Raw genomic sequence first — 17,829 nt, forward strand, 5'->3', positions numbered from 1 at the left:
ACACCGCGAGGGGAGACCCGAATTGAGGACGTGCGTTCGCCATCTCGCTGCCGTCGTCATGCTGACGCTGGCCACCATCGCAACCACGACGGTCGTGGCGCCGGCGGTGAGTTCGGCCGATTGCGCCGACGGGCAGTGGTGGGACCCGACGGGCAAGGTCTGCCGGCCGCTCGGTGTCGGGCCGCAACCGTTGGCATGTGACGCGGGCCAGTGGTGGGATCCGACGGCCAACATCTGCCGGCCACTCGGCGTGGGCCCACAAGCGCTGGCGTGCGACAACGGCTGGTGGTGGGATCCGGGAGCCAACGTGTGCCGTCCGCCGGTGGTACCGCCGCCGGGCTGATACTCGCAGGCGAGGGGGCGACTAATGCAACGGAAACAATGCCGAGCTCAGGCAGTGTTTAATTCCGAATAGCCAATTTGCGAAGCGAATGCCCCGGAAATACCTGATCAGGCGATAACGATCCAGCCGTCAAAATAATCTGCGAGGATATTGAGCTTCAACGCCGCGGGGCAGAGGGGGCGCGTTGTCGTTTCAGGGTCGTCGCCTGCAGTTGGGGCTATCTGCCGTCGTGATCGCTGCGGCGGTGTTCAACGCGCTCGCGCTGTGGGGACCGGCTTCGGCGCAACGGGTGCAGTTTGTCCTCGAAGCAGCCCTGTGTGCTGGCGCTTTGTTCGTCGGGCTCGTCGTTGTGGCCCGGGCGTCCGGCCTGTCGCGATGGTGGCGAGTATCGCTGCTGTCAGCGATCGCCACCTTTCTGGCTGCCGAGTCTCTCGCGCATCTGGTCGGCGGCACCCACCCCGGCGGAGCCGCGCCAGCGCCTGCCGTCGTCGGGTACTTTGTGGCCGGTCTCTTGTTCTGCGTGGCGATGCTGCTCCTCGTGCGCGCGGGCCGTAATTGCGACGTCCCCACCTCAGCGCGCGGCTGGTCGGCGGTCATCACGACCGTCCTCGACGGACTGGTGAGCACGCTGGCGTTTTGCCACCTGGTGTACGTCGCCCGCCTGGGCGCGATGGACGGCGCTGCGCTGCCGCGGTCAACGAACACCGGGGTCGTCTGGGGGATCGCCGGTGTCGAGCTGATCACGGTGGTGGGCGCGGTTCTCCTCGCGATGTGGTATCCGCCGTACCGGCCGGGCCGGGCGAACTACATGCTGCTTGCGGCCGCGGTGATTACCCTCGCCTCCTCGGACAGGTTGCTCGCCTATCTTCAAAGCGTCGGTGTCACCACGCTCAATCTGTGGGTCGGCATCGGATTCGTCCTGGCCCCGCTGTTCATCGTGTGGAGCTTGCTCGTACTACCTCCAAGGCCCCGCCCGCACGACGACGAACAGGCCACGAACTGGGCGCGGCTCACCCTGCCCTATGTGGGCTTCATGGGCAGCACCGCTCTGCTCACCTTTCAAGTCCTGGTCGGACGGGGAATCGACGCGCTTTTCGCCAGCACCTATTTGGCGATGGCGTTGCTCGTCGCGACCCGCTACGTGGTGGCGATGCAGGTGCAGCGGATGCTGACCGCACAGCTTGTTGACGCCAAACGCCGGCTGGCCTATCAGGCTCACCACGACGCGCTGACCGGGCTACCCAATCGATTGCTGCTGGCCGAGCGGCTGGATGAAGCGATCCGCGATGGACCGTTCGTCTTGATCTTCGTCGACATCGATGACTTCAAAGAAGTCAATGACCGTTTCGGGCACGCGGCCGGCGACGAGTTGCTGCGTGCGATCAGCGCGCGCCTACAGAGTTGCCTCGGCCGTCCCGACACGCTGGCCCGCATCGGGGGAGACGAGTTCGCCATCCTCACTGCCAGCGCTGTCGACACACCGGAGATGATCGCCGACCAGCTCCGGGTCGCTCTTCGAAGTCCGTTCTCAGTGCATGGGACTTCGGTGCGGGTGCGAGCAAGCATGGGCCTGGTCCGCCCCGGATACGACGAGGGTGCGTTGACCTCCGACGATCTGCTCAGGCAAGCCGACATCTCGATGTACACCGGAAAGCGGCTCGGCAAGGACACGGCCGTGGTGTACCGCCCGGCGTTCACCGTTTCAGAGGACTTTACGACAGCGCTGCGACAAGCGAATGGCTCTGTGCCGCAAGGCTTTCAGCTCAAGTATCAACCCCTGGTGGCCCTCCCCGACGGCACGCCGGTCGCGGTGGAGGCACTTGCCCGGTGGACGGCACCGAGTGGAATACAAATTCCTCCCCAAACTTTCGTCTCGCTGGCCGAAGCCAATGGCATGGGGGCACAACTCGACGCACTGGTGCTCGATCAGGCCTGCGCGCAGATCCAAGCGGCAGGCCTCGAGTTGGACGTTCACGTCAACATCGGGGCCGCGCGGCTCGGCAGCGTCGACTTCGAACGTGCCATCAGCCGGATTCTCGCGCGGCATGGTCTATCGCCGCATCGACTCATCCTGGAGATCACCGAGACGGTCCCCATCGTTGATCTCGCCGCCGGAGCCGCCGCTATCAGGCGTTTGAACGAACTGGGCATCGGCGTGGCGTTGGACGATTTCGGCACCGGTTACAACTCGCTGACCTACCTGCATGAACTGCCCGTGCAAATCGTCAAGCTCGACCGTGGACTCGCGGCCGGCGTCGGTCCGGAACGAAACCTCACGCTCTACCGGTCGGTCATCGGCCTGTGCGAAGCACTGGGGCTCAAGGTAATCGCCGAAGGGATCGAAACCCCCGAGCAGGCGGATACGGTATTCATGGCCGGATGCGGATTGGCACAAGGCTATTTGTTCGGGGCCCCATCCGGGCTAACCGATCTCGCCATCACTTCCACGAGACACTGAATACCGTTGCTGCACAACAGTAACGCCGAGTGTCTGGGCACATCTGCTGCGACATGGGTAGTGGAATCTACCGAGGGCATTTTCAGCTGGACCCTCGATTAATCGCTCTGCGCCAATAGGACTCAATCACGCACGCGAATCCACCCGATCACACCGTATGCCGGATTACCATGTCGCTATGGGGGCCAACGGCCAGGGTGCGCACCCAACAAGCGTCGAACCAGCAAATTCCGAGGCGTTGGTTCAAACCCTGCTGGGCCTGTTGCGGCGCCGGCTGGGTCTCGACACGGCGTGGATAGCGTCGTTCCACCAGGGCATGCAAGTAGTCGAGTTGGTCGACGGCGACACCCCAGCCTTGAGTCTCACGCCGGGAGACCGATCGTCGTTGTCTGGGTCGTATGGCGTGCGGGTTATCGATGGGCGGCTGCCCGCCGTCATCCCGGACACGTCGGCCGATCGAACCGCTTCCGTCCTGCCCAGAACACGCGAAATGGGTTTGGGTGCTTATGTAGGCATCCCCTTACACGGCCCGGGCGGCTCCACCGTCGGGATGGTGTGTGCGGTGAGCCAGCACCCTAAACCGCACCTGGCTCACATCGACCTACAAATCGTCAACAAGATGGCCGACCTGATCGGCGCCCTGCTGGAATTGCCGGCGGATACGACGAATGTCCGTGCCGAACAGCGCGAAGGGATCCGCCGCGTGGTCGCCGAGCGTGACTTCGAGGTCATCTTCCAAGCGGTGCACGATGTGTCGACCGGCGAAGTGGTCGGCGTCGAAGCGCTCGCGCGCTTCCCGTGCGAACCCTTTCGCCCCGATCTCGTCTTCGGCCAAGCAGCGCTGTTGGGCTTGGACATCGAGTTGGAGACCGCGGTCATCGCGCGTGTCTTGTCGCTGCTGCCGCAGCTTCCCGAAGACGTGTTCGTCGCGGTGAACATCTCTCCATCGGCGGTGCTGCTGACTCCCTGGCCCGAGCTGCTCGCCGAGGTCGACCCGTCACGTCTGGTCCTGGAAATCACCGAGCATGATGCGGTCGAGAATTACGACGCTCTCGACGACGTGCTCGAAGAATGCCGGGCACGCGGTATGCGGGTGGCGGTCGACGACGTGGGCGCCGGGTTCTCCTCGTTTTCTCACGTATTGGAGTTGGCACCAGAATTCATCAAGATCGATCAGTCCATCACGCGCAACATTGATGCCGACGACGCCCGGCGCAGGCTGGCTCAATCCATCGCGGAATTGGCGGCGCAGATCGGCGCGACCGTAATCGCCGAAGGGGTGGAAACCCAGGGCGAACTGGACGCGGCCAGTGCGGCCGGCATCCTCTGGGCGCAGGGTTACCACCTCAGCAGGCCCCAGTCCCACTCTCACGGTTTTGCGGCCTGCTCTGCCGTCGCCGAACCGGTCGACCAGCCCTTCGCTGTTCTCGACCTGCTAGGGGAACGACGGTTCGAGCTGGCGCTGACGCATTCACCGATCGGCATGGCCATTGTCGGCCTCGACGGCTCGTTCCAGCGCACCAACCGGGCACTGCGAACGATGCTCGGCTACAGCCGAAACGCCCTGGCAGACCTGACCTTCCAGGAAATCACGCATCCCGAGGACCTGGATGCCGACCTGGCTCTGCTCGCTGAGTGCCTCGCGGGCCGCCGCCGCAGTTACCGCATAGACAAGCGCTACGTCGCCGCCGACGGACGCATCGTGTGGTGCGACCTCACCGCCGTGCTCGTGCAAGGCCATCGAAACCAGCCTCGCTGCTTCGTCTCACAAATCCTCGACGTCACCGCGGATCGCATGCGAGAGGCCGAGTTGGCCCGCCAAGCCACCACCGACACCCTCACGAAGATCGCCAACCGCTCGGCTGCTTGGAGTCAGCTCGAGCAGCTCGACGCGGCGGACGCGGGCTACGGCATTCTGTTCTGCGACATCGAGCAATTCAAGTCCGTCAACGACCGACGCGGCCACCGAGCCGGCGACGAACTGCTGATCGAGGTCGCCGATCGGCTACTCTCGGCCGTCGCGGATGATGATCTGGTCGCCCGCTGGGGTGGCGACGAATTCCTGGTTATCACCAACGCCATTGACGATCGCGCGCTCACGCGCCTCACCAACCGAATAACAGACCGGGTGCAAAGGACACCGATTACGCTCGCCGACGGCACCGCGATCTCTGTCGTTCTGACGATCGGCTCCGCCGCACACAGACCGGGAGATGGCCGATCCATAGATGCCGTCCTCGAGCGCGCCGATCAGGTCATGTACGAGCAGCGGCGCCGCCGAATCGGCGGCTTTCAGCTCCCCGCCGGTCAACCCGGCGCGCGCTCTTAGCGGTGTAATCCTGCTGCGGGACAGCATCTTTAGCGGCGATAACCCGAAGCAGCTTCGGCCGCCAGGGCGGAAACCTACGGCGGTGGACACCACTCGGCGCATCGTCACCGGAATACTGGCCGTCGGTAACAGTCCGCTCGCCATCGCCGTCGATCCGACGACGCATTTTGCCTACGTCACCAGCGACCTCAACCATGGCTCGTTGACGGTAATCGAATGCTGACGCGGGAGTCGCGGCTCAGCCTCCGTCAGGTGTCAGGCGTGATCTCAACCGGATGCTCGCTCAAGGGTTCAATGACGATTCCCACGTTTTTCATCAGCTCGATTGAGCGGTTGGTTTCCAACACCGTCTTTACATCACCCTCGAGGATCAGGTACCCGGCTCGATTCGTTCGGTCGTAGAACGCCTTCATCGCATCCACACTGCGAAAAACGGGCATGAACCAAACGCCGTCGCGTTCCAGCAAGAACGGCTTTTGTTTGCCGTCCTTGGTATCACCAAACGGAGTGGAGTAATAGACCTTGGCGTCAGCGGGAAGCTTCTTCCTTCTGAATAGGCCCACCGAAACTCCTTTGCGCCGGCCGCCATTGGCGGTAGCGGTCTAGTGCGCCTGCCGGCCCGGAAGTTCTATGGTGCCAGATCGACGGCGCGGGCGGCATTGTAAGTTCGTTCGGGGCTACGAATCCGCGATCGCGCAGTCAGGTTCGGCTATTGAGGCTATTGAGAGGAAAACCATGAGAACGATCGCATGCCGCCGCGCGGCAGTCGTCGGCCTGACCGCGGTCGCGCTGATCACTGCCGGCTGCAGCAATGGCAAGGGCGTCGACGCGTCGGCACCGCCGCAGACCAGTGTGAACGCGACCTCCACGTCGAAGGCCCCGACGCAGCCCACCGAGGTGAAGCTCGTCGGGGAGGGCGGCGTCGAGGTGACCCTGACCGGCCCGATCGCGGCCAAGTACGCGTCGGCAACCGATGATCAGAAGAAGGCTCTCGGCACGCCTCTGACCGGTGACCGCAATGCGGGCACACGGCCGAGTGGCCTGGTGTTCCAACAGTTTCAGGGTGGCGTGATCACCGCGAAGAATGACCAGGTCGGCGCGCCTGCGTACATCACCACGGGCAAGATCCGGGAGGCCTGGAATATCCCGCGCGACCCCGACGGCGCACCCGCGACCACCGGCACGAACGGTTCGGCGGGTCCGCTCGGTTTACCGACCAGCGACGTGAACACCGTCGGCGATCTGCTCGTCTCGACCTTCGAGCACGGCAAGATCGAGTACAACCCCACAACCGGTCAGGTCGAAGTGACGGTCAACGGCAAGGTCGTACCGTCCGGGCTCTAATTCGAATCGCGGTCTGCGGTCTCGCGCCTACCGCACGTCGCCGCTTGGTCGACCCGCGTGGAGGTTCCACTGTCCGCAGTCGGGGGCCAGGACGTCGTTGACGTCGACTTCGAGTCCGCCGACCTTCGGCCCGGGATTGGAGGCGGTACTCACCACGCGCTGGTAGAGAACAGCGGCGGGGTGAACCTGACTGCCGGACCAGGCTCGAGTTTGCCAGAGCCACCGGCGGCCAGGTGTGCTCGAAGACCCGACGACGCCGTCGTCCGCGGCCCACTGACACACCCTGACGCCTCCGTAGACGCCGGTGCGTTGGACGCCGAGAACCGAGTTGATTCCGCGAAACCATTGCAGCGCGGTGTGATTCCAGGTGTCGCGATTGATGTCCTCGTCGATGGTGAAGAAAATCGGCGCACTCTCGCCGCCGCCCGCGGCGGTGTGCAGCTGCCAGGCGGTGCGCCCGTCCGCAATGCCGCCGGCATAGCCCCGCGTGAAGTCCGACGGTGCCGAGCTACCCGGCTTGCCGTATTGGTAGTTGCTGACGATCACCAGACCTGCGGCTTTCAACGAGTCGGCATAGGACCGAGTGATCGGCTTGGCGCCAAACGATGAGCCGGGACGCGACGTCGAAACGTAGTTGACCACCCCGCTATAGCCGGCAGCGCGAATCTGCTGCGCCGGAATCTGGTGCGCGGCAAAGTCAATCAGTTGCGGGGGAGCGGCGGCAGCTGCCGTGGGCAGGCCGCAGGCGACTGATGCGGCAGCCACGCCGGCCACCGCGGCAGCGTAGCGCAGCGCGTCGCGCCGGGAAACGACACGCGGTCGCACGGTACTGGCCGTCGGGGGCAAAATGTGCACCGCGCGATGTTAACGATGTGATTGTTGTTACGGATAGACCTGCGCCAGCCGAAACGCGGGTGCATTCCCAAATAGATACCAACCGGTGACCATTTGGCTATCCCCACGAAAGGGCATGCGGCGGAAAGGCTTACCCCACGATCGCCCGCGCCGCACGCTCGGCAATGAGCATCACCGGCGCGTTTGTGTTACCGGAAGTGATGGTGGGCATAGCCGAAGCATCGACCACTCGAAGGCCGGCGACGCGATACACCCGGCAGTCGGTGTCGAGCACCGTGGCTGCCGACCGCGGCCGGCCTTGTGCGTCAAAGGCTCCCATCGCGCAAGTGCCCACCGGGTGGAAAATCGTTGTACCGAGTTCACCGGCCGCCTGCTGCAGCTCTTCGTCGCTGACCAGTTGCGGGCCGGGAAGCAACTCCTGCGGGCCGTAGCGCGCCAGAGCAGGCGCCGCCATGATCTGCCGGGTCATCCGCAGGCCGGTCAAGGCGGTTTTGCGATCGGCGTCAGTCGACAGGTAATTGCAGAGAATCTTCGGATTGGTCAATGGATCTGCACTGGCCATACGCACCTGGCCACGCGAGCTGGGTCGCAGATTGCAGACCGAGGGAGTGATCGCTGCGAACGGGTGCAGGGGCTCGCCGAACTTCGCCAAAGACAAGGGCTGCACATGCCACTCCAGATCGGGACTGCCTAGCGTGGGGTCACTCTTGGTGAAGGCCCCCAAGGTGGAAGGCGGCATGGTCATGGGTCCCGATCGCAGCAGCAGGTACTGAAGTCCCATGCCCGCGCGGGTGATCCAATTCCGGTACAGCGTGTTGACGGTCGGGGCACCCCGGATCCGGTAGACCGATCGCAGCTGCAGGTGGTCCTGCAGGTTTTCGCCCACGCCCGGCAGGTCGACCGCCACCGGCACTTGATGCTGGGCAAGCAGGCCGCCCGGGCCCAGACCCGAGACTTGCATCAGGTGCGGTGAGCCGACAGCTCCGGCGCTCAGGATCACCTCCCGGCACGCTCGGACGTCGACGAGTTGGCCGCCCCGGAGCAACTGCACTCCCGTGACTCGACGCTGCGCCGTGGTCCAGGCACCGCGACGCTGATCGACGTCGACCTGGTTGTCCATCAGAAGCCGCAAAGCCTGGGTCCGTGTATAGACGGTGAGATTGGGTCGATGGGTGATGGGATGCAGGAAAGCATCAGCCATAGACCAGCGACGGCCGCGCCGTTGGTTGACATGAAAGTACGCACTGCCGGCGTTGTCGCCCCGGTTGAACTCCTCGATTGGAAAGATGCCCACCTGCGCGGCAGCGGCCTGCCAGGCGTTCAAGATCTTCCAGCTCACCCGCGGCCGCTCGACGCGGATCTCACCACTTGCGCCGTGCCACTCGTCGGCGCCACCGAAGTAGTTTTCCAACTCTTTGTAGATCGCCAGCGTCTGGCCCGGACGGTCCGCGCCACCCCAAAGCCATCTCTCGTCGCCGGTAGCCTGCGCCCACAGCTCGTAATCGCTGGCTTGTCCGCGCATGTGGATCATCGCGTTGATCGACGAGCAGCCGCCGATCACCCGGCCCCGCGCGTAGAGAATGCTGCGGCCGGCCAGACCTGGCTCGGGCTCGGTCGTCAAACACCAATCGGTGCGCGGGTTGGCCATTGTGTACAGATAGCCCACCGGGATCTTGATCCAGAACCAGTCATCTTCACCGCCGGCCTCAATGAGGAGCACACGGCGATCGGGGTCGGCGCTGAGCCGATTGGCGAGCAGGCAACCCGCACTGCCTGCTCCCACGATGATGAAGTCAAATTCGGCAACCGGGCTCATTCCGGCATCGGTCCTCCAAGTGTCGGATGGGTGTTCCTCAGTGTGCCCTGCGCTTGAGCCTCGACATCTGAAAACTGTTGGTGTCGCGATGAGTTTCACCCTCCGGTGCAGTCTTATCCGCATGGGCAAACTCATCTATGGCTTCAACGTGTCGGTGGACGGGTACATCGCCGACGCGCAGGGCAATATCGACTGGTCTGAGCCGAGCGAAGAATTGCACCAGTATTGGAACGATTTCGAGCGGGAGACCGCCCTATCGTTCTACGGTCGCCGGCTCTACGAACTGATGTCCGCGTACTGGCCGACCGCGGACAAGGCGCCGGACGCCACCCCGCTGATCGTCGACTTCGCCCACATCTGGCGCGAAATGCCCAAGGTCGTGTTTTCGCGCACCCTGGAATCCGTCGACTGGAACTCCCGCCTGGAACGCGGCGACCCGGTCGAGGTGGTAACGAAACTGAAAGCCGAAACCCCCGGCACGCTGGAGGTGGGCGGCGCGACGCTAGCCGCACCGATCGTGCAGGCCGGACTGGTGGACGAGTACCGGATCGTGGTGGCGCCCTCGGCCGTGGGCGGCGGCACCCCGTTCTTCCCAAGGCTGCCGTCGTGGACTTCGCTGCGACTATTGGAGAACCGCACCTTCCCGGGCGGCACGGTCCTGCTGAGATACGAGGCCATCCACGACTGATCGACCGTGTGCCGTGACCGTTAGGGATCGTTACCGGAAACGTGATCTCGCACTCTTATCTTTGGATATACAAGAAGGCCGAAGCTTTCGGCCCTGCAATAACGCCTATGGCGTCCGCAAGCCCGGGGGACTGATATGACGACCGCAATCGCCGCGTACGACCGAGTCGAGATAGATCCGGACGACGCGCATGCCGATGTCCTTTTGGCAGTCGCAAAAGTGAACGCGAAGGCAGGTTTTGGGGATTCCGTTGTGGTCGAACTAAAGCCGCGCTGGCGACTCACCGAAGAAGAGATCGTGCGCGCGTCGATCACGGTGATTCTGGTGGCCCTGATGGCGGTGATCAGCGTCGCCGCGGTCGCGATCTTGACAATGGGCTAGCAGTCATCCGTTTTTGAGGTGTGGCGGCGGCCCTGCGGCGATCGCCCCAACCCGACGGTAATCAGCAGCAGGGGCAGCTGACCACGAACCGCCAGCCGATAAACAGCCATTGCCGGCACACCACCGTCAGCGCCCTGTCCGCTCGCGGCGTACTGGCGTCTGAACATCTCACGAGAAAGGTCGGCATGCCCGTCCGACGGTGGCGTCCGTTTCGTATCGTCGGCGCGAACGCCAAGGTCTACCTGGTGGCCAATGCGGCTGCCTACGGCTTGTTTCTAGTCGGCTTCTGCCTCGGTCTGTTCTTCCCGCAACTGAGCCAGGCCCAGCACACGCGGTTACAGCGGGACGGCACAGCCGATCTCGTCCAATCACTGATCACACATCCCTGGCTGTTCGCAGTGACGATTCTCGGGGTGAACACGCTGAAGATGGGTGCACTGACCATCGTCGTGCCGTCGATGATCGTGCCGTTCGCGGGCATCGCACTGTTCGCCTACTGGGCGTTGACGACGGGGATGACGCTCGTCCCGCCGAACGACATCGGCTGGGTGGCCCTTATCCCGCACTCGTTGACGCTGCTCGTCGAGTTCCAGGCCTACATACTGCTGCTGTTGGGTGCCTACCTGCTCGGCAAGTCCTGGGTCGGCCCACGGACCGTCGGAGCCGAAAACCGCCGGCAGGGCTACCTGCGCGGGCTGCAGGACCTCGGCTGGCTGGCAATGCCGGCCCTGGCCTTGCTCGTCGTCGGCGCGGTGTACGAGGCGTTCTCGTTGCGCTATTTCGTGCACCCGCTGGCCGAATGGCTCTTGTGCCGGTAATACCTTGGCTATGGCCAGGTGACGCTGTGCGATCCGCGCAACAACGGGGGAGAAGTACCGCGCCGGCGTCGACCATGCATCAAAGCCATTGGCCCACAGGAAAATAGGATCGAACGGGATGGTTGAGGTGCTCTACTGATTCACCATGAGATTGGGGCTGAGCTATTGCGCGGGCTCGCTGAGCTCGAGCGCACCCGGCGGGGCTGGTTGCCGCACAGACTCCCGGCTCGTGCCCGTGCGCAGTGTGACGACCCACAGCTACTCGGGGCCGAGTCGCAGCCCTCCGGAGTGCGGGTGGCATTCCGGACGGCTGCGTCCGCGATCGAGCTCGAATTGCATCGCACGCGAGTCGTTTTGAGCGGCGTTCCCGAGCGGCCCGACGGCACCGTTGATCTCGTCATCGACGATCGACTGACAGCTCAGGCGCCGACGTACGAGGGCGACACGGTGCGGTTCGACCCGGTGACCGGCGCGAGCCGACGGGAATCGGGTCCGACCGCGACCATCCGTTTCGGCGGCCTAGCTCCTCGCGCGAAAGACGTCGAGATCTGGTTGCCGCACTACGAGAGGATCGAGCTGGTCGCGCTGCGCACCGACGCAGCGGTCGAGCCCTTGTCCAGCTCCCGGAAACGCTGGGTGCACTACGGCAGTTCGATCAGCCAGGGCTCGAATGCCGCTAGCCCGAGTACCACGTGGCCGGCGATCGCTGCGGCGCTGGCCGGTGTGGAACTGACGAACCTCGGACTCTCCGGTAGCGCGCTGCTCGATCCGTTTGTCGCCAGGACCATTCGCGACCAATCCGCGGACGTCGTATCCGTGAAACTGGGCATCAATCTTGTCAATGCCGACCTGATGCGGCAGCGGGCGTTTGGGCCTGTTGTGCATGGATTCCTCGACACCATTCGCGACGGGCATCCCCGGACGCCGCTCGTCGTCGTCGGCCCACTGTACTGCCCGATCCACGAAATAACCCCGGGCCCAGGCGCTTTCGATGTCGAAGCGCTGGCGCACGGCAGGGTTCGGTTCATCGCGACGGGCGATCCGGCCGAGGCAACGCGATTGGACGGCTTGGGCCGATTGACCCTGCGCCACATCCGTGACCAGCTCGCCGCCATCGTCGCGCGAAGACGTGACGACGACTCGTTGATCCACTATGTCAACGGTTTGACGCTCTACGGACCGGCTGACGAAGCAATTCATCCGCTACCTGATCAGCTCCATCCGGACGCGACCACACATCGGCTCATCGGGGAGCGGTTTGCCGCGTCGACTCTCATCCCGATGCTGCGGCCAGCCTTGACGGACATGATGACTGATCGGACATAGTCGGCATCGCGTATCGCCTGTCGGGAATCGCTAAGCGATGCCACCCGGGAGCCGACCCAAGACAGGCTTGCAACATCATCGGCATGGAGCCAAGCCTTCTATCGTCATCGGCTTGGGCCTGATCATGATTCTTGCTCCGGAAACACATCAGCAACAAGCAGTCGGCAGGCCAAACGGACATCGGCGATAGCTTGCTCGGTGTCGAGTTCTCCGCCCACCGTCCACATGAGCACGCCGAAGGTCACTTGCTCGACGAGTCGTGCAGCTTGAATCTGGTCCTCTGTGGGGACTCGCACTCCAGCGACCTGAAGAATGACATCCCGCATAGCGTGATACCCCGAGGCCTTGCTTTGTGCGCGTACGGCCTGCGTGGAGATGATCATTGCACCCGCAAGATGTTTGTGCCTGAGCATGTTTCGGCACGCTTCGGCCATAAACTCCGCTACCGCTGAGCCGGATCTGCTTTCGGGCAGCTTGATCGTGTCAATCTGGGTGGTGAGCAGTTCGGCGAATACGTGGTACTTCGACGGGTAATACCGATACAGCGTACGCAGCGCCACCCCCGCTTCGGCGGCTATTTCCTGGGCGCTGATGCAATCGAGGTCCTTGGATCGAGCGAGGCGTGCTCCGGCAGACAAGATCGCGTCACGGCGAGCGACTTGCTCGCTGTTAACAGGCGCAACAGGTAGGCGCGGCTGGCCGATGCGTGGCATGCCTCAAGTATGAAAGCACCCAGTGGGACAGTCGCGGCTATGTCGGTATACGAGACGAAGCTTGCAATCGTCGCCTAGTCGGCCAGTATCGACCTGTGAATCGGCTCGAAATGTACGGTCCCTGGGCAGTGATCGCAGGCGGCTCCGAAGGAGTCGGGGCGGAGTTCGCGCGACTACTGGCCGGCGAGGGCATTAATCTGGTGTTAATCGCACGAAAGCATGGGCCGCTCGAGTGCGCGGCGCAGACTTGCCGAGACCTCGGGGTTGAAGTGCGGACCCTGGCAATCGATCTGACCTCCACTGAAGCTCCTACGCGAATCGCCGAGACCGCCGCAGAATGCGAAGTGGGATTGCTCATCTACAACGCCGGCGCCAATACCTGCAGCGCGGACCTGCTCGACGGCGACCTGTCTGACTTCGCCCAGGTGATCGATCTCAACATCCGTACGATGATGGCTCTGGTTCAGCATTTCGGGCGGCCCATGCGTGCCCATCGGCGGGGTGGAATCCTGCTAGTCGGCTCGATGGCGGGCTATGTCGGCTCGATGCGTCACAGCGTCTATGGGGGTGTCAAAGCATTCGGCCGAATCTTCGCCGAGAGCCTCTGGCTGGAGTTGCGCGAACACAACGTTCACGTACTCGAGTTGGTTCTGGGCGTCACACGAACCCCGGCGATGGAGCGCGTCGGATTGAACTTCGACGTCCCGGGCCTGCGCGTCGCCGATCCCGCCGTGGTAGCTCGCGAAGGCTTGGAGAATCTAGCGCGCGGACCGGTGCACATCGCCGGTGACAACGCAGCGGATGTCGAACGCCGCAACGGCATGGACCGAACGAAAGTCGTGTTGGGCGCGCACCGGATGATGTCACGACTTATGAGTTCATCGCACGACAGCTGACGAGTCATGCATGGTCCTGGCGTCGGGGAGAACACCCGCCGATGCGTGGTAGTTCCGTAAGGCGATCTGCGAAAACCCGCTTGATCTCTTCGATAGCGAACAGGCGATCGACTGGTGCGAGTGTGATGCGCTCACCGATGATCACCGGCTCGAGCCCCGGCTCAGACCGCTGACACCGTCGACCGACGAGGTTAGGGCGCCGCGGATTGTGGCGGCGGCACGCAGGAGCACTCCGCGATATCGGCGAGGTGATGCCGGATGGGTGACAACCAGACCGATCGCTGACCGATGGTCGACAGCTGCCGCAATTGAGACGAAGCTAGGGTCGCGGCTCTCGCGGCAGGCCACCACGCCATCGCGTCGAATCTGCAGCAGGTCAACCCCCGGCATGTAATCTGCTTGGTCCCAGGCGCGTCCGGCGATAATTGCAAGCCCAAGAGCAGAATCTGTTGCAAGTAAACGGGATCCGACGCCGGTGGACACACTGGGGCCACCGAGCTTATCGATGTGGATGATATGTCGGCCGTGTAGCACCCCGAGTTGGACCACGGCACCGGTGCCAACCTGCAGACTGTGAAGTACCGGTGCCGCGGCCGACCGCAGATTGAGGTCAGCTGCGGCGCCAGCTCCCCAGTTCAGAGCTCGGCCGCCGAGTCGGTAAGCGCGTTCGGAGTATGTGACCCAATCCTGGCGGATTAGTTGGTGCAGGAAGCGGTATGTAGTGGACCGCGGCAACTCCGCTCGGACGGCAACCTCATCGAGCGTCAGACCCACGGTGCTGTCGTCGAACACGTCGATGATTGAGGTGAAGCGATCGACCACCGACATGGCGCCTCTCCGTAGGTAGAATTGATTCTACTGGACTGTAGTTGTTCCGTTGTTCGAGACGCAATAGCCCAACAGGCCGTACACCGGCTAAACAGAACTGGTGACAGACCGAATGCACGTCGACCTGCATGACCGACTGGTAAAAATTGAAGATGAGCGGGCAATCGAGCGACTCATCGCTTCCTACGGCCCACTCGTCGACTCCGCCGAAGCCGAAGCGACAGCACGACTCTGGGCTGTCGAAGGAAGTTATGAGGTCGAAGGCTGGCAGATGCGCTGCCGTGAGGACGTCGCCGCCATGGTGCGGTCCGAACAGCACCAGAATTTGGTCAATCGAGGTTGTTGCCACTTCCTGGGGCCCGCAGTGGTCACCCTCCGTGGCGACCGCGCAGTGGCGGTATGCGAATCGATCCTGATCGTGCACACCGGTGAGCGCTTCGCGGTCATGCGGGCGGGTGCGAACCATTTTCGTCTGCGGCGCATCGACAATCGCTGGCAGATAACGCAGCGAGTCACCAAGGCGGTCGACGGGACGGCAGAGCCCAGAACACTGCTCGCCAGCGGGGTGATGGGGGAATGAGCAACCCGTTGGACGGCAGGGTGGCGCTGGTGACGGGCGCCGGTGCTGGCATCGGCGAGGGCGTGGCCCGACGTTTCGCCGACCAGGGCGCTAGGGTCGTCGTCGCCGACCTTGACGAGAACGCAGGCCGCCGCGTCGCCAGCGCAATCAACGGCGTCTTCGTACGAACCGACGTCTCTAACAAGGCGGACGTGGAGAAGGCGGTGCAGCACACGGTGAGCGAATTCGGAGCGGTCGACATCTTGGTGAACAACGCCTGGGGTGGTGGCGCAATCGGCAGAGTCGAGAAGAAAACCGACGAACAATTGATGCTCGGTATCGCGGTGGGGTACTACGGGCCGTTCTGGGCGATGCGGTCCGTCTATCCGCACATGAAATCAGCCGGATGGGGTCGCATCATCAATATGTGCAGCCTTAACGGCGTCAACGCTCACATGGGCACTCTGGAATACAACGCCGCCAAAGAAGCGTTGCGTGCCCTTACCCGAACTGCGGCGCGGGAATGGGCACCTACCGGCGTGACGGTAAACGCGTTGTGCCCGGCGGCCAAGAGCCAGGCATTCTTCCGCGCTATTGATCACAACCCTGAGATAGAAGCGCTCGCAGATTCCGCCAATCCCATGGGTCGACTAGGCGATTCTTACGACGATATCGCCCCTGTAGCAGTCTTTTTGGCCAGCGACGAATCCAGATATCTCACCGGGAACACCCTCTTCGTCGATGGCGGCAGCCACATCAACGGTGCGTTGTGGGCGCCCGACCTGGACGCGCCGACCAAACAATGACTGCAGAGTCAAGGTGGCCGATGCGGGTAATACGGGCGTACCCGACTTGACATAATGTCGCTTATCGGCATAAGCCATCGGCCGAGCTCGACTGGGATCGTCGCCGAGGGCCGGGCTCGAGGTTCCCCATGAAGGCCCCTCGACGGTCGGCGCTACCCAGCCCACGGACGATCGATGGCGGCTAGCGGCGCAGCGGATGGCCGACGCTGAGATGACTCATGTGCTGCCAGCGCCACACTCCGCAGCCGGGTTACCCATTGCCCCGTCCGGACGAGAGATCACCCCCCCGAAACGTCACTGTGACGAATTCTTCCGTCCGTAGGCAGCGTCGCTGAGCCACGGATGCGACACTGCCCCCACGGCCCATTGCTACAACCGATAGCCGGGAGCCGACGTCTCGGCCCAGTAGCGGGCCCCGCAGCCGGTCCCACCCCTTCCCCGCTGGGTGCCGGCAATACGTCACTGTGACGAATATATTTGGGCGGCAACGCAATTCGGAGCGTCCACCCAATCGGCCGGGCCCGCCTCGTGACGGCTTATTGAAAATCATTAGCATTACGCTTAAACGATGCGATCGTGGGACCGGAAGGACAATGTGCGAGCGATCCCTGTGATCTGCTTGACGGGCCATCTCGGCGCCGGCAAGACGAGTCTGCTCAATCACGTGCTCCGCAGTCCCGGAGCGCGAATCGGGGTCATTATCAATGACTTCGGTGAGCTCAACGTCGATGCCATGCTGGTGACCGGGCAGATCGACGAGCCCGCCTCGATCGCCGGCGGCTGCATCTGCTGCCTGCCGGATGACGGCGGTATCGACGAGGCTTTGACCAAGCTCGCCGACCCCCGGCTGAATCTGGACGCGGTCATCGTCGAGGCCAGCGGTCTGGCTGAGCCCGTGTCGGTCGCGCGGATTATCGGCTTCAGCGAAGTCCCTGGGGTGCGCTACGGCGGACTTGTCGATGTCGTCGACGCCGTGACCCACTTCGAAACCGTCGACGTCGGCCATACCTCACCGGCCCGCTACGGGGTAGCCTCTCTCGTCGTCGTCAACAAACTCGACCGACTCCCCCGCGAAGATCGAGCCGCGACCATCGAGCGGGTGGAACGCCGCGTGCGAGAACGTAACCCACGTGCGACCGTCGTCGGAGCAGTCGGTGGCCGAGTCGATCCCGCACTGCTGTATGACGTAGCGGAAACGCCCGAGGTGACGGGCCAGCTATCGTTGCGCGATCTATTCGTCGATGCCACGACCGACCCTGTCGCCCATGGCCACGACAGCTCGCACGCCGAGTCGGTCACCGCGACGAGCCAGGGCGAAATCGACCCCGGCGCGCTGATCGACTTACTTGAGGATCCGCCTGCCGGGGCCTATCGAATCAAGGGCGCGGTGGTCATGAGTTGCGGAAAATCCACACCCATCTTTGCGGTCAATCTGGTCGGCACGTCGATCCACATCGCGAAAGCACCGCCCGGCGCATCACCCAACTGCCTCGTGGCGATCGGACTCGGCCTGGACACCGATGCTGTCCGAGCTCGGCTTGAGATCGCGCTGCGACCGGTCACCGGCCCGGCGGCTCTTGCCGATATTCACCGCCTCAGGCTGTATCGCCGACGCAGCCTGTGACAGTGAAAAAGCCAGCGCCCCAACGTATTACGTCACAGTGACGTT

General features: G+C 63.4%; 18 protein-coding genes. 13 read left to right on the plus strand and 5 right to left on the minus strand.

Features of this window, described 5'->3' with window-relative positions; translation table 11 throughout:
• Nucleotides 1-22: 22 nt before the first annotated feature.
• From MAAFP003_RS14895 to MAAFP003_RS29175, 4 genes are all read left to right on the plus strand, one after another.
• Nucleotides 23-343, plus strand: coding sequence for a hypothetical protein (locus tag MAAFP003_RS14895; protein WP_096288100.1), 321 nt, complete (start codon nt 23-25; stop codon nt 341-343).
• 184 nt (nt 344-527) lie between these two features.
• Entirely contained in the window at nt 528-2,801 is a 2,274-nt protein-coding gene (locus tag MAAFP003_RS14900) for a putative bifunctional diguanylate cyclase/phosphodiesterase (RefSeq protein ID WP_096288102.1), read from the plus strand.
• Between the two features lie 178 nt (nt 2,802-2,979).
• Nucleotides 2,980-5,130 carry an EAL domain-containing protein gene (locus MAAFP003_RS14905; RefSeq protein WP_096288104.1) on the plus strand — a complete coding sequence of 717 codons (2,151 nt, stop codon included), beginning with the start codon at nt 2,980-2,982 and terminating at the stop codon, nt 5,128-5,130.
• An 82-nt stretch (nt 5,131-5,212) separates the two neighbouring features.
• Nucleotides 5,213-5,353 carry a hypothetical protein gene (locus MAAFP003_RS29175; RefSeq protein ID WP_165796410.1) on the plus strand — a complete coding sequence of 47 codons (141 nt, stop codon included), beginning with the start codon at nt 5,213-5,215 and terminating at the stop codon, nt 5,351-5,353.
• 25 nt (nt 5,354-5,378) lie between these two features.
• Here the strand turns inward: MAAFP003_RS29175 and MAAFP003_RS14910 are convergent, their stop codons facing one another.
• On the minus strand, nt 5,379-5,693 hold the full coding sequence (locus tag MAAFP003_RS14910; protein ID WP_096288106.1) for a hypothetical protein: 315 nt from the start codon (nt 5,691-5,693) through the stop codon (nt 5,379-5,381).
• A gap of 172 nt (nt 5,694-5,865) precedes the next feature.
• On the opposite strand from MAAFP003_RS14910, the gene MAAFP003_RS14915 reads away from it, so the two are divergent.
• A complete protein-coding gene (locus MAAFP003_RS14915) occupies nt 5,866-6,474 on the plus strand; it encodes an LGFP repeat-containing protein (RefSeq protein WP_096288108.1) in 609 nt (202 codons plus the stop codon).
• A 27-nt stretch (nt 6,475-6,501) separates the two neighbouring features.
• On the opposite strand, the gene MAAFP003_RS14920 is transcribed toward MAAFP003_RS14915, so the two are convergent.
• Together MAAFP003_RS14920 and MAAFP003_RS14925 are read right to left on the minus strand one after the other, a co-directional pair.
• Nucleotides 6,502-7,329 (minus strand): DUF1906 domain-containing protein, encoded by an 828-nt coding sequence (locus MAAFP003_RS14920; RefSeq protein ID WP_096288110.1) that lies wholly within the window; start codon nt 7,327-7,329, stop codon nt 6,502-6,504.
• Between the two features lie 130 nt (nt 7,330-7,459).
• The gene (locus tag MAAFP003_RS14925; RefSeq protein WP_096288112.1) at nt 7,460-9,145 is read right to left on the minus strand and encodes a GMC family oxidoreductase; all 1,686 of its coding nucleotides are present in this window, start codon (nt 9,143-9,145) and stop codon (nt 7,460-7,462) included.
• Nucleotides 9,146-9,266: 121 nt separating this feature from the next.
• Here MAAFP003_RS14925 and MAAFP003_RS14930 point away from each other — a divergent pair, with 121 nt between their 5' ends.
• The 4 genes from MAAFP003_RS14930 (at nt 9,267) to MAAFP003_RS14945 (ending at nt 12,358) form a co-directional block, all read left to right on the plus strand.
• Complete coding sequence (locus MAAFP003_RS14930; protein ID WP_096288114.1) at nt 9,267-9,833, plus strand: dihydrofolate reductase family protein; 567 nt, start codon at nt 9,267-9,269, stop codon at nt 9,831-9,833.
• A 135-nt stretch (nt 9,834-9,968) separates the two neighbouring features.
• Nucleotides 9,969-10,214, plus strand: coding sequence for a hypothetical protein (locus tag MAAFP003_RS14935; RefSeq protein ID WP_096288116.1), 246 nt, complete (start codon nt 9,969-9,971; stop codon nt 10,212-10,214).
• A gap of 185 nt (nt 10,215-10,399) precedes the next feature.
• Entirely contained in the window at nt 10,400-11,032 is a 633-nt protein-coding gene (locus MAAFP003_RS14940; protein WP_096291168.1) for a stage II sporulation protein M, read from the plus strand.
• Between the two features lie 288 nt (nt 11,033-11,320).
• Nucleotides 11,321-12,358 (plus strand): SGNH/GDSL hydrolase family protein, encoded by a 1,038-nt coding sequence (locus MAAFP003_RS14945; protein ID WP_243394053.1) that lies wholly within the window; start codon nt 11,321-11,323, stop codon nt 12,356-12,358.
• Between the two features lie 122 nt (nt 12,359-12,480).
• On the opposite strand, the gene MAAFP003_RS14950 is transcribed toward MAAFP003_RS14945, so the two are convergent.
• Nucleotides 12,481-13,071: a TetR/AcrR family transcriptional regulator gene (locus MAAFP003_RS14950; RefSeq protein ID WP_096288120.1), complete on the minus strand. Its 591-nt coding sequence runs from the start codon at nt 13,069-13,071 to the stop codon at nt 12,481-12,483.
• Nucleotides 13,072-13,181: 110 nt separating this feature from the next.
• Here MAAFP003_RS14950 and MAAFP003_RS14955 point away from each other — a divergent pair, with 110 nt between their 5' ends.
• Nucleotides 13,182-13,967, plus strand: coding sequence for an SDR family NAD(P)-dependent oxidoreductase (locus tag MAAFP003_RS14955; RefSeq protein ID WP_096291169.1), 786 nt, complete (start codon nt 13,182-13,184; stop codon nt 13,965-13,967).
• Between the two features lie 141 nt (nt 13,968-14,108).
• Here MAAFP003_RS14955 and MAAFP003_RS14960 read toward each other — a convergent pair whose 3' ends face one another.
• Nucleotides 14,109-14,795 carry an IclR family transcriptional regulator gene (locus MAAFP003_RS14960; RefSeq protein WP_096288122.1) on the minus strand — a complete coding sequence of 229 codons (687 nt, stop codon included), beginning with the start codon at nt 14,793-14,795 and terminating at the stop codon, nt 14,109-14,111.
• 112 nt (nt 14,796-14,907) lie between these two features.
• Here MAAFP003_RS14960 and MAAFP003_RS14965 point away from each other — a divergent pair, with 112 nt between their 5' ends.
• The 3 genes from MAAFP003_RS14965 to MAAFP003_RS14975 all read left to right on the plus strand — a co-directional run bounded on the left by MAAFP003_RS14965 (nt 14,908) and on the right by MAAFP003_RS14975 (nt 17,784).
• Nucleotides 14,908-15,375: a nuclear transport factor 2 family protein gene (locus MAAFP003_RS14965; RefSeq protein ID WP_096288124.1), complete on the plus strand. Its 468-nt coding sequence runs from the start codon at nt 14,908-14,910 to the stop codon at nt 15,373-15,375.
• Nucleotides 15,372-16,160, plus strand: coding sequence for an SDR family NAD(P)-dependent oxidoreductase (locus MAAFP003_RS14970; protein WP_096288126.1), 789 nt, complete (start codon nt 15,372-15,374; stop codon nt 16,158-16,160). The genes MAAFP003_RS14965 and MAAFP003_RS14970 overlap by 4 nt, the downstream gene beginning before the upstream one ends.
• A 568-nt stretch (nt 16,161-16,728) precedes the next feature.
• Nucleotides 16,729-17,784 carry a CobW family GTP-binding protein gene (locus MAAFP003_RS14975; protein ID WP_243394054.1) on the plus strand — a complete coding sequence of 352 codons (1,056 nt, stop codon included), beginning with the start codon at nt 16,729-16,731 and terminating at the stop codon, nt 17,782-17,784.
• The last annotated feature ends 45 nt before the right edge of the window (nt 17,785-17,829 follow it).

The sequence above is a fragment of the Mycobacterium ahvazicum genome (assembly GCF_900176255.2).
In the GTDB taxonomy this organism is placed as follows: Bacteria; Actinomycetota; Actinomycetes; order Mycobacteriales; family Mycobacteriaceae; genus Mycobacterium; species Mycobacterium ahvazicum.